Here is a 16,685-nt window from a genome sequence, read left to right as displayed (position 1 = left end):
AAAAATATTCATATTTTAGTGACGGCTACACCATACCGCTAATGCATTACAATCCCAGTTTTTCATCATGTCACACCATGCAGAACGCCAACGTCTGACAGTGTTACTGCTAAAATTCATCTTTTTTTCGATTTGTAAATTATTTTCACCTGATACTAATAAATCGATAAATTGTAACCATAAGTCTGCTCTAGGTAATTTATTTAATTGGGTATCACCTAAAATATTAAAACTTTGTCGGCAACGTTTACATCGATAGCATGTTCGTGTTCCGACTTTGATTGTTTCTGATGATCCACAATGGAGACAAGTAGGCGTTTTTTCATTGAGTAATGCCATTATTTTGGTGTTCATGACTTGATGTTGTTCTTCTAAGGTTGTGGTGATTTTGGCTTGTTTATTATCGGTATACCACCTGTATAAACAAGTATAATTTATTTTTAAATATTGAATGATTGCATGATCGCGTCGTATAACTTTTTCAAGTGAACATGCTAATTTTTTGGCAATATATTGATAGCTTTTATTTTTTATACGGTAAGTGAATATTATTTCTAACCAATTAAATGGTGTCAAACGATTGAAAGGAGTATTCGTCGCCGCGGTAGAATACTTATTGCATGCTTTACAACGATAAGTGTTGGTCGGGTTTGTCCGAATCAAATAAAAATCGCTTTTACCACAAAATGGACATGCTTCAAAACGTTGCAGAGTTATTCTTCTTAAGTTATGAAGAAAATTATTAAGATCATTGTGTAATTCAGATGGAACTAATTCATAAATCATTTATTACTCCCTAATCACTTGTTATCACAAATATTATCAGATATTTAGCTTAACAAGTAGGTGAGCTAACACTTTTTTACATTATTCTGATTTGTAAATTTTGAAGTTTTTTTAAGAAATTTTTTCTCGATATTGAAATTTTAAGAAAACTAAATTAATGGACAATTAACAATTAAGATGATTTTAAAATCTAGATATTTTATAATAGGTTAACTAATTTTATGTTTACCAAAATCTTAAATAAAGAGGCGGGTAAAAATCGACATGCAAATCTATGCATGTCAATTTTATAAATGGTTAAAATTAATTTTGTTAAGTGTTATTTAACCATTCGGCAACTTGTTTAGAGAAATAGCTTAATATGCCATCAGCACCGGCTCGTTTAAAGCAAAGTAATGATTCCATAATTGCTGATTTTTCATCTAACCAATTATTTTCAATTGCTGCTTTTAACATGGCATATTCCCCAGATACTTGATAGGCAAAAGTCGGAACGGCAAAGGTGTCTTTCACTCGGCGAATAATATCAAGATAAGGCATGCCGGGTTTTACCATGACCATATCAGCACCTTCACTTAAATCTTGATAAATTTCTTGCAAGGCTTCATCGCTATTCGATGGGTCAAGTTGATAAGTTTTTTTATTTCCACCTTTTATATTTTTAGCTGAGCCGACTGCATCTCGGAAAGGGCCATAAAAACTCGAGGCATATTTGGCGGAATAAGCCATTATTTGCGTATTATGAAAACCTTGGGCTTCGAGTTCGTCACGAATTGCGCCAATGCGTCCATCCATCATATCGCTTGGTGCGATAACATCAATACCAGCATGAGCTTGCATCAAGGCTTGTTTAACAAGTGTTTCGACAGAAACATCATTTAGAACATAACCATGTTCATTAATAATACCGTCTTGTCCATGCGTCGTATAAGGATCAAGTGCTACATCGGTTAATATGCCAAGCTCAGGAAATTCTTTTTTTAATGCACGTACGGCTTTTGGGACTAAACCATTTTCATTGTAGGCTTCTTGTGCCAGAAGCGATTTTTTTTCAGGTTCAATAGCGGGAAATAAAGATAAAACCGGAATGCCTAATCGAACAATTTGTTCGGCTTCTTTCAATAACACATCAATGCTCATTCTGTTTACACCTGGCATAGATGCAACCGGTTGAGTAATCTGATTTCCTTCAACAATAAAAACCGGATAAATCAGGTCATTAACACTTAAATTATTTTCGGCAATTAGACGTCGGCTAAAATCTTGTGCCCGATTACGTCTGAGTCGGCGCTTAGGATATTGACCTGTAATAAATGGTGACATAAAAGCTCCTGCTTATTTTTTCTTATTAAAATTAGAGTAATTATCTGATGCCAAAAGCTGTTTAGCAAATTAATTTGCTGTATTAGAATAAATCAAATTTTTACTTTACAACATACGTTGATTAGAGGTAAAATTGCGCACTAATTTTTAGTCCTTTGTGATATTAACCAATTTTGAGGTGAGAGGCACATGCCAGTAATTAAAGTACGTGAAAATGAACCTTTCGATGTAGCATTACGTCGTTTTAAACGTTCTTGCGAAAAAGCAGGAGTTTTAGCTGAAGTTCGTAACCGTGAATTTTACGAAAAACCAACGACAATTCGTAAACGCGCTAAAGCAGCGGCTGTTAAACGTCATGCTAAGAAATTAGAAAGAGAAAACGCTCGTCGCACTCGTTTATATTAATATTTTTGCGATTATTTATACTTAAAATTTAAATTGATATAAAAATCAATTTGTTATATTTTTAATATAAAGAATTCTTACAAGCCGTACACAAGGTATGGCTTGTTGTCTTTCTAAAATGCCAATATTGGTTGAACGTTCATTATGAAAGGTCAAATTCCTCGCGATTTTATTTTAGAACTGATAGCTCGATCTAGCATTCTAGATGTGATCAGTAAACGTGTTAAAATGAAAAAACAGGGAAATAACTATTTTGGTTGTTGTCCTTTTCATGATGAAAAAACGGCTTCTTTTTCGCTTAACGAAAAAAAACAGATCTATTATTGCTTTGGCTGTGGCGCGACGGGTTCTGTCGTCACTTTCTTGATGCAATATGAACGTTTATCATTTCCAGAAGCTATTGAAGAGCTAGCCAATATGCAAGGGATTCGTGTCCCTTATGTCGATAGTGAAAACAAGCAAATCGACCAATCCAAACATATTGAATCTCGAAATATTCGCCGAGATTTATATACGTTAATGGCTAAAATTACCCATTTTTATCAGCAACAATTAGCCCAACCAACATCAACAGATGCCAATCAATACCTTGAACAACGCGGATTGAATGCCGAAATTATCAATCGGTATAAAATTGGTTTTGCGCCAAATGAGTGGCGATTAACCTTACAAAACGTGGTTAAAAGCAAAGCAGAAGCCGAGCTTTATAATCAAGCTGGTATGTTAGTCACGAATGATAATGGTAACCAATATGACCGCTTTCGTGGTCGAATTATGTTCCCGATTCGTGACAGACAAGGTAATGTGATTGCCTTTGGTGGGCGAACGATTATCAATGATAATGCGAAATATATTAATTCACCCGAAACGCCTATTTTTCATAAGGGGTTTCAGTTGTATGGTCTTTATGAAGCACAAGAAGTGAATCGTAATCCTAAACAACTGATGGTGGTTGAAGGATATATGGATGTTGTCTCGCTTGCCCAATTTGGGATAGATTATGCTGTTGCGGCACTTGGTACAGCGACATCTGAAGAGCATATCAAGCTGTTATTTAGAGCAACAGATTCAGTCCTATTTTGTTACGACGGCGATAATGCCGGGCGTAGTGCAGCTTGGCGAGCACTCAATGTTTTATTACCTTGCTTAATTGACGGTAAAGAGATAACTTTTGCTTTTTTACCACAAGATGAAGATCCGGATAGTTTGGTTCGAAAAATAGGTAAAGATGGATTTGAGTCCTATTTACAAACGGCACCAAATTTATCTAAGTTTTTATTTGATGAACTTTTGAAACAAGTTGATTTAAAAACGCCTGAAGGAAAATCTAAATTAAGTTCACTCGCTTTACCTTTAATTGATCAAGTAAAAGCAAAAGCATTCCGTTTAAACTTGTTGCAACAATTAGGTAAATATTTGGGTTTACTTGATGTGTCTCAGCTTGAGCAATTTTTGCGTGCAAGTCGCACTAAAAACGATACAAACACGGTGGTTAATACGCCTGTGTCTCAGGTAAAACTTACTACTATGCGTATTTTAATCGGCTTATTAATTCAGTACCCTTATCTTGCTAAGCTAGTCACCGATATTAAAGCTATCAGTCAAGTGAAAATGGCGGGTATTGAAATTTTAATTGAACTACTTGAATTATGCCAACATTACCCAAATATAACTACTGCACAGATCTTAACTGAATATATTGATAAACCGTTTTATAAGCAACTAAATCGGTTAGCAATATGGGAGCACCATTATCAAGACAATCAAATAGAGTCAATTTTTTCGCATACGTTAAAAGAGTTATATGATAATATACTCGCCCAACGGCAAGATGAACTGATCGCAAAAGAGAGAGTCTCCGGCTTAAGTACCGCAGAGAAAAAAGAATTAGCGACACTTATACTTGTTTTATCGAAAAAAGACTAAATATTGGGTATATGTAGAACCAAATTTTACCGCGTTTTACATATATAATATACATGACCGAACAACTTTAATGTGGATACCTTTATGGAGCAAAATTCTCAATCACAGCTTAAACTCCTAATCATTCGAGGTAAGGAGTTAGGATATTTAACCTATGCTGATGTCAACGATCACTTGCCTGAAGAGATTATTGATTCAGATCAGATTGAAGATATAATCCAAATGATTAATGACATGGGGATTCAAGTGCTTGAAGAAGCCCCAGATTCTGATGACTTATTACTTTCAGACAATGTCCCTGATGAAGAAGCCGTTGAAGCAGCAACGGCATTGGTATTATCAAATGTTGAGTCAGAAATTGGTAGAACAACCGATCCCGTCCGTATGTATATGCGTGAAATGGGGGCAGTTGAACTACTAACTCGTGAAGGCGAAATTGATATAGCCAAACGTATTGAAGATGGGATTAACCAAGTTCAAACGTCGGTATCAGAATATCCAGAAGCAATTACATATCTTTTAGAACAATATAATTTAACCGAAAGTGGTGAGGTACGATTATCCGACCTAATCACTGGTTTTGTTGATCCTAATGCTGAAGGATCAGGTGATGCACTTCCTGAAGATTTGGAAGATAGTGAAGCTGACATCGAACTTGATGACAGTGATGATGAAAGCGAAGATGAAGATAGCGATTCTTCAGCAGACGATGATGTCTCTATCGATCCTGAAGTTGCACGTGCTAAATTTGCTGAATTAAAAGAGCAACACGATAAAACATCAGAAGCGATCAAAAAATACGGACGAGCTCACAAAAAAGCACAAAAAGAGATCGAAAATTTATCTGAAATATTTAAGCAATTTCGTTTAGTTGGTAAACAGTTCGACATTCTAGTCAACAATATGCGAAGCATGATGGATCGTGTAAGAGCACATGAACGTGTCATTATGAAGATTTGTGTCGAACAAAGTAAAATGCCGAAAAAACAGTTTATGACCTATTTTACGGGTAATGAAAATAACATGAACTGGTTTACTAAAGCATCAAGCTCAAAAGGGGCTTTTGCCGCTAATTTAAAAGAGTTTGAAGAGCAAGTTGCTGCACAAATTGAATCGCTTCAAAAAATTGAAACGGAAACTAATCTTTCTATCGAACAGATTAAAGATATTAATCGTCGTATGTCTATTGGTGAGGCAAAAGCTCGTCGTGCCAAGAAAGAAATGGTTGAAGCAAACTTACGTTTAGTGATTTCTATTGCTAAAAAATATACAAACCGTGGTTTACAGTTCTTAGATCTTATCCAAGAAGGTAATATTGGTTTGATGAAAGCAGTTGATAAGTTTGAATATCGTCGTGGTTATAAATTTTCAACCTATGCAACTTGGTGGATCAGACAAGCGATTACTCGTTCGATTGCGGATCAGGCAAGAACTATCCGTATTCCAGTACATATGATTGAAACGATTAATAAATTGAATCGTATTTCACGTCAAATGTTACAAGAAATCGGTCGTGAACCTACGCCAGAAGAGTTGTCAGAGCGCATGCAAATGCCTGAAGACAAAATACGTAAAGTACTTAAGATTGCCAAAGAACCAATCTCAATGGAAACCCCAGTCGGTGATGATGAAGATTCACATTTAGGGGACTTTATCGAGGATACGGCTCTTGAGCAACCATTAGATGCGGCAACATCTGAAAGTTTACGTAGCGCAACACGTGATATTCTTTCTGGATTAACCCCACGTGAAGCAAAAGTTTTACGTATGCGGTTTGGTATTGATATGAATACCGATCATACGCTTGAAGAAGTTGGTAAACAGTTTGATGTAACACGTGAACGTATTCGTCAAATTGAAGCCAAAGCACTGCGTAAATTGCGTCATCCTAGCCGTTCAGACGTGTTACGTAGCTTTTTAGAATAGTATTTTTTTATTTGTAACTATATCGCCACAATTGTGGCGATTTTTTTAACGTGTAAACTGTTAATTATGAATATATTACAACGTTTTAAGATAGATCCATTTTTATTAATTCTGATTTGCGTTGTGCTGACTGCTAGCTTGTTTCCTTGTAAAGGTGAAACCAAAACTGCATTCGAACATTTGACCACCTTCGCCATTGGTTTACTGTTTTTTATGCATGGTGCAAAGCTTTCTTTTCAAGCAATCGTTGTTGGCATTAAAAATTGGCGATTACATTTGCTGATTTTTATCACCACTTTTGTGGTTTTTCCGATTTTGGGCGTCATGATGCAATTATTGGTGCCAACTTTCCTCTCTGAAAATCTTTATTTAGGATTTGTCTACCTTTGCGTTCTACCTGCCACCGTTCAATCCGCTATAGCTTTCACATCAATTGCAAAAGGTAATGTCGCTGCGGCCATTTGTAGTGCTTCAGCATCCACTTTATTAGGTGTCTTTATCACGCCTGTATTAGTTGGTTTATTGATGCATACACAGGCTGTTGCATCCATGAATATCATGGATGCCATTAGCTCAATTATGCTCAAATTAATGTTACCCTTTATTATTGGTCATTTATCCAGACGGTATATTGGCAAATGGGTCGACAAATATAAAAATATCATTTCTAAAACGGATCGTTTATCTATTCTTTTAGTGGTTTATGTGGCATTTAGTGACGCTGTCGTAAATGGAATTTGGTCTCAAGTTGGCGTGTTATCGCTATTTAGTGTCATCTTTTTTTCTATTTTATTATTAATTCTTGTATTATTGTTCACTACTTATAGCGCAAGATTATTGGGCTTTAATAAAGAAGATGAAATCACCATTGTATTTTGTGGGTCAAAAAAGAGTCTTGCTAGTGGTATTCCTATGGCAAGTGTTATTTTTCCTATCTCGATTATGGGAATAATGATTTTACCTTTAATGATTTTTCACCAAATTCAATTGATGATTTGTGCCTTTTTAGCCGCTCGTTATGCGAAGCGAAAAATATAAAAATTATTTTGCTCATTGCCTTATTCTCAAGGATAATAGAGCCGCCATTAACTACAGAAAGATATATTATGTTTCATCTATTTGCTGATTTAGAATTTTCAACAATTATATTATTAGTCTTTGCATTGCTTTTTGTTCTTTTTTACGAAGCAATTAATGGATTTCATGACACAGCTAATGCTGTGGCAACTGTTATTTATACAAGAGCATTGAAAGAACAACTCGCTGTTTTTATGGCTGGCGTGTTTAATTTTTTTGGTGTACTTTTGGGTGGGTTAAGTGTTGCTTACGCAATCGTTCACCTTTTACCAACCGATTTATTACTCAATGTTAGTTCAGCGCATGGACTGGCAATGGTTTTTTCAATTTTATTTGCTGCCATTATTTGGAATTTAGGGACATGGTATGTCGGTATTCCTGCATCAAGTTCGCACACCTTAATTGGTTCAATTATTGGGGTTGCGCTTGCTAACGCATTTATCATGGATACTTCAATTATTGAAGCGCTTAATATTCCTAAAATGATTCAAATTTTCCTGTCATTAATTGTTTCCCCTCTGGTTGGGTTAATCATTGCGGGTTTAATGATATTTTTATTGCGTAAATATTGGACTCGTAAAGGTCAAAGAAAAAAAAGCAGTAAAAAAAGAGAACGTATTTTTATGACGCCAGAACAGCGTGAAAAACTCTATGGTAAAAAGAAACCTCCTTTTTGGATCCGTATCATGTTAATTATATCAGCAGCAGGTGTTAGTTTTTCACATGGTGCGAATGATGGGCAAAAAGGGATTGGTTTGTTAATGTTAGTTTTAATGGGAATTGCACCAGCAGGCTTTATTGTTAATATGAGTGCGTCTACTTATGACATCACTAATACCCGTAATGCAATTCACAATATTGAAGAGTATTTTGTTTCACATCAAAAAGATTTAACCAGCGTAATTGGTCATCAACCCGTTATCGATTCGACAATTCCTACAACCGATATTAATCAATATCACTGCGACTACTCTCGTTCATTTATGACGATCGGTATTGCTAATTCATTATTTAATAAACTTAATGATTATGAAGCATTAACGGTCGATCAACGTTCACAAGCAAGACGTATTTTACTTTGTTTATCCGATACCGTATCGCATGTTGCAAAACAACCTAATGTTTCCACTGAAGATAAACAATATTTAAAATCTTTAAATAATGATTTACTCAAAACCGTTGAGTATGCACCTGTTTGGATTATTATTGCTGTTGCCTCAGCACTGGCATTAGGCACTATGATTGGTTGGCGACGTGTTGCAATCACTATTGGTGAAAAGATTGGTAAAAAAGGGATGACTTATGCACAAGGTGTGTCAGCGCAAATTACAACCGCATTATCAATTGGTATCGCCAGTTATACAGGAATGCCTGTATCAACAACACAGGTTCTTTCTTCATCGGTTGCCGGTACCATGATTGTTGATGGTGGTGGGGTACAAAGCAAAACGATAAAAAATATTGCATTAACTTGGATTTTAACATTGCCAATTTCAATTTTGCTATCTGGATCACTTTTTTGGCTTGCTCAAAAATTAATTTAGTAGTAAAAAAGAAGATATTAATTTTACTTTTAATCTGAGCGCCAAAAAAGAAAGGAGTAAAGAACAATGGCTTATAAACATATATTAGTCGCAGTGGATTTATCACCTGAAAGTGAAGTGCTTGTTGAAAAAGCGGTATCGATGGCAAGACCTTATAATGCTCAAGTCTCATTGATTCATGTTGGTATTAATTATTCTGATCTTTACACAGGTTTAGTTGATATTAATATGAATGATATGAAGGATAAAATTACCGAAGATGCCCATATTGCTTTAAATAAATTAGCCGATGATGCTGGTTATCCTATTGCTCATACATTATCAGGCAATGGGGAGTTTGGTCAGGTATTGATTGAAGCTATTCATGAATTCAACGTCGATCTTGTTGTATGTGGTCATCATCAAGATTTCTGGAGTAAATTAATGTCTTCCGCTCGTCAACTTATCAATAATACGCATATTGATACTTTGATTGTCCCATTAAAAGATGAAGAACCCGCTGAACAAACCGCCAAAGGAAAAGTTAATGATCAACCCGCTTAAATAGCGGGTTTTTTTATTCTTTACACGTTACTGTAAAGAATACTTCCGATTCTTATTTCTTAAGTTAAATGAGTATAACATGACTACTTTGCCATTTTTTGATAAGGCATGTTGACGTTTTCAGGGCTATACTCAAAGGTATAAATTAATCAATAAGGAGATTTACGATGAATATTGCATTAGTGACAGGGGCATCTTCAGGTTTTGGTCAAGCAACGTGTCGTAAGTTGATTGCTGATGGTTACAAAGTTATCGGAACTGCTAGGCGAGAAGATAAATTAAAAAGTCTTGCCAGCGAACTGGGGTGCAATTTTTTACCATTGGTTTTAGATGTGACCAAAAATGATGCGGTAGAATCCCTATTGTTACAACTTCCTAAAGAATTTCAACCCATTGATATCCTCATTAATAATGCTGGCTTGGCGTTAGGGCTCGAACCTGCCTATCAAGCTAATTATGACGATTGGGAAACAATGATTGAAACAAATATTATTGGGTTAGTGCATTTAACTCATCAAATCTTACCGGGAATGGTTGAACGTAATTTTGGTTATATCATTAATCTTGGATCGGTTGCGGGGAGTTATGCCTATAAAGGTGGCAATGTGTACGGTGCATCTAAAGCTTTTGTAAAACAATTTAGTGCCAATTTACGAACAGATCTACTGGGTAAAAAAATTAGAGTGACCAATATTGAACCGGGATTATGTGGCGGAACTGAATTTTCTAATGTGCGATTTCATGGTAATAATGAACAAGCCGCTGCTGTTTATAAAGGTGTGGATTATATTACACCTGACGATATTGCCAATACCATTTCATGGTTAGTCAATACACCACCACATTTTAATGTGACTTCGATAGAAATCATGCCTGTGGCTCAAGCTCAAGCAGGATTATCAGTATTTAAAGAGTAAAACAAAATAAATTAATTGTTTTTTAGAATAGTAAAAAATTAAGTTTAGTAAACAAAATAGACTTGCACTTAAGCTAATGGATTGCTATTCTTTTATCCTATAATTTTGATTAAGGTTTATGGCAATGACTTTCTCTGAAGTAACAAAAACATTTGCGACAAGTTTGCCGGGCACAGATAGTTATGTCAAACTGCGTAAAGCTATGCGCTCATTAATTCAAGACGATCCAAAAAATGCTGCCGTGTATTTTTTGATTTTTGGGTTTGCGCGAACTTATGTCATGTTGTATGAAGATCAGGAAGTATCACCCCAGTTTGCCGAAGATAATCAAAAATTGATGTTATCGTATTTAAATATCCTTGATGAAGCATTGAAAAAACAAGATGCACAAAGCATATATCAAGCATTGAACAAAGTGGTCAATGAATACGAAAATAGCAAAAAAGTATTTTGATATAGCAGCCCGACATGAAAATGTCGGGCTGTTTTATTTTGTATAGCAATAAAAACAGAGTAGGGAATATCATGAACATAATAATGACAATCACAGGCATTATTATCACCTTAGGCACCATTATGCGATCTAGGGCGGGTTGATATTTTTCTAAAAAATATAAGAAAACCCGCCAAAAAAGGCGGGTTTTTATTTTGTATTGAAGATATGAGGTTCAAAATTTCTTATAAGATGAAACGACTTCAGGCAAGATAAGAAAAAAATCTTATTTAACTGCAATGAGTTTTTATCAGACGTTTTGGCTCAATGGTATTTTGGATGGTCAATGACATAACTTAGGATAGTAAGGGTGGGTGTGATATGAAAGTATTAAAATTTGGAGGAACATCTGTCGCTAATGCAGAACGTTTTTTGCGAGTAGCAGAAATTATTGAGAATAATGCTAAACAAGAGCAAACAGCGACAGTATTATCGGCGCCGGCAAAAATCACTAACCATTTAGTAGCGATGGTTGAGAAAACGGTTGATGGGCAAGATATTAAAAATAACCTTTATGAAGCGGAAAAAATCTTTGCGGATTTGTTAGAAGGTCTTTCAAAAGCACAACCAAATTTTGCTTACGAAGCCATGAAACATTTTGCATTAAATGAGTTAAATCATATCAAACAGCTACTTGAAGGTATTCGTTTATTAGGACAATGCCCCGATAGCATCAATGCTTCTATCATTTGTCGAGGTGAAAAACTCTCTATTGCCATTATGCAAGCACTGCTTAAAGCAAAAGGGCATTTAGTCACGGTTATTGATCCAGTGGCAATGTTAATTGCAGAAGGTGACTACTTGGAATCAACGGTTGATATTGCTCAATCCACACATCGAATTAGTGATATGCACATCCCTGAAGACCATATAATATTGATGCCTGGTTTTACCGCCGGAAATGATAAAGGGGAACTCGTTGTGCTTGGGCGTAATGGCTCTGACTATTCCGCTTCCGTGTTAGCGGCTTGTTTGCAAGCTAATTGTTGCGAGATTTGGACGGATGTCGATGGTGTTTATACTTGTGATCCTCGTATTGTACCGGATGCTAAATTACTCAAGACTATGTCTTATCAAGAAGCCATGGAACTATCTTATTTTGGTGCCAAAGTGCTTCATCCAAGAACTATTTTACCTATTGCTCAGTTCCAAATACCTTGTCTTATCAAAAATACCAATAATCCTGATGCGCCGGGAACATTGATCGGTGCCAATGTCGTTGACTCAACAACACCAGTAAAAGGCATAACTAATCTCAATAACATGGCTATGATTAATGTATCTGGCCCTGGTTTGAAAGGAATGGTCGGCATGTCGGCACGGGTCTTTGCTGCCATGTCTTATGCTGGTATTTCGGTAGTACTCATTACGCAATCTTCATCAGAATATAGTATTAGCTTTTGTATTCCTCAAACAGAATTATATCGAGCTCAAGAAGCATTAAATGATGAATTTTATTTAGAATTAAAAGATGGATTACTGGAGCCGATTGAAGTAATTGATAAGCTTGCTATTATCTCGGTGGTTGGTGATGGTATGCGCACGCTACGAGGTCTATCAGCTAATTTCTTTACTGCTTTGGCGCGAGCCAATATTAATATTGTGGCTATTGCTCAAGGTTCATCTGAACGCTCAATTTCGGTTGTTGTGGATAATGATGTCGCCGTAATGGGGGTGCGTGTTACTCATCAAATGCTATTTGGCACCGACAAAATGTTAGATGTCTTTGTCGTTGGTGTAGGTGGTGTAGGGGGAGCACTGGTTGATCAGATAGGACGCCAACAAAAATGGCTTAAAAATAAACAGATTGATCTGCGGGTCTGCGGTCTGTTTAATTCTAAACACAGTTTATTAAATCGTGATGGCATTGATCTAAAAAATTGGCGAGAACAGATTAAACAATCTGACATTCCTTATACCTTAGAAAGCATAATTGAATTTGCTAAAAATAATCGTCTTCTCAATCCAATTTTGGTTGATTGTACTTCTAGTAGTGAAGTGGCTGATAAATATGCAGACTTTTTAGCCAATGGTTTCCATGTGGTTACCCCTAATAAGAAAGCGAATACCAGTTCAATGGCTTATTATTTACGTTTACGACAAGAAGCTGAAAAAAGTAAACGTAAGTTCCAATATGATACCAATGTGGGGGCAGGGTTACCCGTTATTGAAAATCTACAAAATTTACTCAATGCCGGTGATGAACTCATTAAATTTTCGGGTATTTTGTCGGGTTCGCTTTCTTTTATTTTCGGTAAACTCGATGAAGGCATGTCGTTATCAGAGGCGACGAAGCTAGCAAAAGAGAAAGGCTTTACTGAACCCGATCCAAGAGATGATTTATCAGGGACAGATGTTGCTCGAAAACTATTAATCTTAGCCCGTGAAGCAGGATTACAACTTGAGTTAGATCAGATAAAAGTGGAATCGGTGTTACCCAAAGAATATGCGCAAGGAAGTATCGAAGAGTTTATGACAAAATTACCGCAACTGGATGCTGAATTTAAAGCAAAATCCGAAAAAGCGATACAAGAAGGCAAAGTATTGCGTTATGTAGGCAGCATTGAGGGCGGACAATGTAGTGTTAAAATTGAAGCCGTCGATAGTGAAGACCCACTTTATAAAGTTAAAAATGGTGAAAATGCTTTAGCATTTTATACTCGCTACTATCAGCCAATCCCATTAGTCTTGCGAGGTTATGGAGCAGGTAATGATGTCACTGCAGCGGGTGTGTTTGCCGATATTTTGCGTACAACTTCAGGAAAAATCGGAGGTTAAATGACACATCAATCCATAACAGTTTATGCTCCTGCATCAATGGCGAATATCAGTGTGGGATTTGATATTTTAGGTGCAGCGATTAGCCCAATAAGTGGAACGATGCTGGGTGATTGTATCACTGTTGAATCATCAACAGAATTTAAACTGGTTAGTAAAGGTCAGTTTGTTAAAAAATTGCCACGAGACCCTAAATACAACATTGTATATCAATGTTGGCAGCGTTTTTGTAAAGCAATGGGTAAAACGTTACCGGTTAGTATCACACTTGAAAAAAATATGCCTATTGGTTCAGGTTTAGGGTCAAGTGCGTGTTCAGTCGTGGGTGCGTTTGTTGCCTTAAATGAGTATTTTGGTCAACCTTTTAATCAAATTGAAATGCTTAAAATGATGGGTGAACTGGAAGGACGAATTTCGGGTAGTGTGCATTATGATAACGTTGCGCCTTGCTATTTAGGTGGCATGCAACTGATTCTGGATGAAATGGGCATAATCAGTGAATCTATTCCTCATTTTGAAGATTGGTATTGGGTTATGGCTTATCCGGGAATCAAAGTCTCAACAGCTGAAGCACGGGCTATTTTACCTGCACAATATCAAAAATCAGATTGTGTCGCTCATGGTCGTTATGTAGGGGGTTTTGTGCATGCCTGTTATACCCAGCAATCTAAATTAGCCGCTGCCATGCTGATCGATAATATTGCTGAACCTTATCGCAAACAGTTGTTACCAAACTTTGATGAAACACAGCAACGTGTAAAACAACTTGGTGCATTAGCTTCAGGCATTTCAGGTTCTGGACCAACCATGTTTGTTATTGCGGATAAATTAGAGACTGCGCAGCAAATCGAACTACTTCTTAAAAGTCGCTATTTACAAAATAGTGATGGGTTTACGCATATTTGTAAAATTGATCAACAAGGGGCAAGAGTAATTTAAGTTTATCCATTTTTGAAACGTGAGTTAAACTTAAACCTATTCTAATTTATGACTGACTAACCGCTAAAAAGGTTGTCAAAAAGTGTAACCAATTAAAGCATAAAGATTATCGGAAAATATCATGAAATTGTATAATTTAAAAGATCACGCTCAGCAAGTTAGCTTTGCTCAGGCCGTTAAGCAAGGATTAGGACGAAACCAAGGGCTTTTTTTTCCAGAAATATTGCCAAAATTTTCTGCAAACGAAATTGAATCATTATTAAAACTCGATTTTGTAACGCGAAGTGCCAAAATCTTATCCGCATTTATTGGCGATGAAATCAGTCATCAAGATATGCAACGTTTAGTTAATAATGCCTTTCAATTTCCTGCGCCAGTCACAGCAGTTGAAAATGATATTGGTACTTTAGAGTTATATCACGGCCCAACACTTGCTTTTAAAGATTTTGGTGGGCGCTTTATGGCGCAAGCATTAGTTCAAGTTGCTGCCGATGATAAAATCACTATTTTAACGGCGACATCAGGTGATACTGGTGCTGCCGTTGCCCATGCTTTCTATCATCTACCTAATATTCGGGTGATAATTTTATATCCACAAGGAAAAATCAGCCCTCTACAAGAAAAACTCTTTTGTACATTGGGCGATAATATTCATACTATTGCTATTCAAAGTGATTTTGATGCCTGCCAAGCTTTGGTTAAAAAAGCCTTTGATGATGAAGAGTTAAAGACAGCAATTGGTTTAAATTCAGCAAATTCAATTAATATTAGCCGGTTACTCGCCCAAATTTGTTACTATTTTGAAGCCTATGCCCAGCTTACGCCAAAGCAACGAGAACAGTTGGTCATTTCGGTGCCAAGTGGTAATTTTGGTGACTTAACTGCCGGATTATTAGCCAAGACGATGGGGTTACCGATCAAACGCTTTATAGCCGCGACTAATGATAATGATACCGTCCCTCGTTATTTAGAGACGGGCAAATGGGAACCTCATCCTACTATTGCCACGCTATCTAATGCAATGGATGTGAGCCAACCTAATAACTGGCCACGTATAGAAGAAATTTATCACCGTGAAGGTTGGGTTTTAAAAACACTTGGACATGCCGCTATTTCCGATGAAGTTTCTAAACAAGCCGTTCGTGAACTGGATAAAAAAGGTTATTTATCTGAACCGCATGGCGCTATTGCTTATCGTGCGCTTCGTGACCAACTGCAAACCGGTGAATATGGATTATTTTTAGGTACTGCACACCCTGCAAAATTCAAAGAAGTGGTTGAAGATATTTTGGGGCGAACCATTCCATTACCTAAAGCATTAGCTGAGCGTGCAGATATGCCTTTACTTTCGCATAATATGCCTGATGATTTTGTCAAATTACGTGATTTTTTGATTCAGTTAGATTGGTAATTCGCTTTCCGTCGCTGAATTGGCGACGGTCTGTTTGGCTGGATATTTAAGTGTTCAGGCTAATTTTCAAAAACAAATTGACTTTATTAAGGTAAACCTTGTTTAAATTAACATTTTCAGATATTGTAATGTATATTATGTCATTATAGAGATGTTTTATGTACTGTCCGTTTTGTAATGCTGAAGATACTAAAGTCATTGATTCTCGTTTGGTTGGAGAAGGCTACCAAGTCCGTCGCCGTCGTCAATGTGTGGAATGTAATGAACGTTTCACCACATTTGAAGTTGCTGAATTAATCATGCCTAATGTCATCAAAAGCAATAAAGTTCGTGAACCATTTAACGAAGAAAAGCTCCGTAATGGCATTAAGCGTGCACTTGAAAAACGTCCTGTTAGTTTTGATGCTATTGAAGATGCTATCACACGTATTAAGTCTAAACTGAGAGCAACGGGTGAGCGAGAAGTTCCTGCAAAATTAATTGGTGACTATGTCATAGAGGAGCTTAAAAATTTAGATAAAATTGCTTATATTCGTTTTGCCTCTGTCTATTTTAGTTTTGATGATATTGAACAATTTAGTAATGAAATTGCTAAATTACAACAAAAATAATCAATA

Annotated in this window: 14 protein-coding genes; 12 read left to right on the top strand and 2 right to left on the bottom strand. The window is 36.3% G+C overall.

Annotation, left to right across the window (positions count from 1 at the left end; translation table 11 throughout):
- Window positions 1-15 precede the first annotated feature (15 nt).
- Entirely contained in the window at window positions 16-786 is a 771-nt protein-coding gene (locus tag ACGH46_RS07160) for a hypothetical protein (protein WP_267352367.1), read from the bottom strand.
- 312 nt (window positions 787-1,098) lie between these two features.
- Window positions 1,099-2,109, bottom strand: a complete 1,011-nt coding sequence (gene hemB / locus ACGH46_RS07155; RefSeq protein ID WP_411605011.1) for a porphobilinogen synthase — start codon at window positions 2,107-2,109, stop codon at window positions 1,099-1,101.
- Window positions 2,110-2,298: 189 nt separating this feature from the next.
- Between hemB and rpsU the strand changes: the two genes are divergently transcribed.
- The 12 genes from rpsU to nrdR all read left to right on the top strand — a co-directional run bounded on the left by rpsU (window position 2,299) and on the right by nrdR (window position 16,679).
- Window positions 2,299-2,514, top strand: coding sequence for a 30S ribosomal protein S21 (gene rpsU, locus ACGH46_RS07150; protein ID WP_034882800.1), 216 nt, complete (start codon window positions 2,299-2,301; stop codon window positions 2,512-2,514).
- 144 nt (window positions 2,515-2,658) lie between these two features.
- A complete protein-coding gene (gene dnaG, locus ACGH46_RS07145; RefSeq protein WP_267352365.1) occupies window positions 2,659-4,440 on the top strand; it encodes a DNA primase in 1,782 nt (593 codons plus the stop codon).
- Between the two features lie 84 nt (window positions 4,441-4,524).
- Window positions 4,525-6,366, top strand: a complete 1,842-nt coding sequence (gene rpoD / locus ACGH46_RS07140) for an RNA polymerase sigma factor RpoD (protein ID WP_267352364.1) — start codon at window positions 4,525-4,527, stop codon at window positions 6,364-6,366.
- A gap of 66 nt (window positions 6,367-6,432) precedes the next feature.
- Entirely contained in the window at window positions 6,433-7,404 is a 972-nt protein-coding gene (locus tag ACGH46_RS07135) for a bile acid:sodium symporter family protein (protein ID WP_411599061.1), read from the top strand.
- A gap of 68 nt (window positions 7,405-7,472) precedes the next feature.
- Entirely contained in the window at window positions 7,473-8,987 is a 1,515-nt protein-coding gene (gene pitA, locus ACGH46_RS07130) for an inorganic phosphate transporter PitA (RefSeq protein WP_411605007.1), read from the top strand.
- Window positions 8,988-9,053: 66 nt separating this feature from the next.
- The gene (gene uspA / locus ACGH46_RS07125; protein WP_065558916.1) at window positions 9,054-9,530 is read left to right on the top strand and encodes a universal stress protein UspA; all 477 of its coding nucleotides are present in this window, start codon (window positions 9,054-9,056) and stop codon (window positions 9,528-9,530) included.
- Between the two features lie 167 nt (window positions 9,531-9,697).
- Window positions 9,698-10,447 (top strand): SDR family oxidoreductase, encoded by a 750-nt coding sequence (locus ACGH46_RS07120; RefSeq protein WP_267352361.1) that lies wholly within the window; start codon window positions 9,698-9,700, stop codon window positions 10,445-10,447.
- A 124-nt stretch (window positions 10,448-10,571) separates the two neighbouring features.
- Window positions 10,572-10,901, top strand: a complete 330-nt coding sequence (locus ACGH46_RS07115; RefSeq protein WP_065558914.1) for a hypothetical protein — start codon at window positions 10,572-10,574, stop codon at window positions 10,899-10,901.
- Between the two features lie 360 nt (window positions 10,902-11,261).
- Window positions 11,262-13,718 (top strand): bifunctional aspartate kinase/homoserine dehydrogenase I, encoded by a 2,457-nt coding sequence (gene thrA / locus ACGH46_RS07110; protein WP_411605004.1) that lies wholly within the window; start codon window positions 11,262-11,264, stop codon window positions 13,716-13,718.
- Window positions 13,719-14,657, top strand: a complete 939-nt coding sequence (thrB, locus tag ACGH46_RS07105) for a homoserine kinase (RefSeq protein ID WP_411605001.1) — start codon at window positions 13,719-13,721, stop codon at window positions 14,655-14,657.
- A 121-nt stretch (window positions 14,658-14,778) separates the two neighbouring features.
- Window positions 14,779-16,068 (top strand): threonine synthase, encoded by a 1,290-nt coding sequence (gene thrC, locus ACGH46_RS07100; RefSeq protein WP_411604999.1) that lies wholly within the window; start codon window positions 14,779-14,781, stop codon window positions 16,066-16,068.
- Between the two features lie 158 nt (window positions 16,069-16,226).
- On the top strand, window positions 16,227-16,679 hold the full coding sequence (gene nrdR, locus ACGH46_RS07095) for a transcriptional regulator NrdR (RefSeq protein ID WP_065558910.1): 453 nt from the start codon (window positions 16,227-16,229) through the stop codon (window positions 16,677-16,679).
- The last annotated feature ends 6 nt before the right edge of the window (window positions 16,680-16,685 follow it).

The sequence above is a fragment of the Gilliamella sp. CG22 genome, from assembly GCF_046635725.1.
In the GTDB taxonomy this organism is placed as follows: domain Bacteria; phylum Pseudomonadota; class Gammaproteobacteria; order Enterobacterales; family Orbaceae; genus Gilliamella; species Gilliamella apicola_I.
Note: the sequence above shows the minus strand (reverse complement) of the source record. Positions and strands in the feature narration are given on the sequence as shown.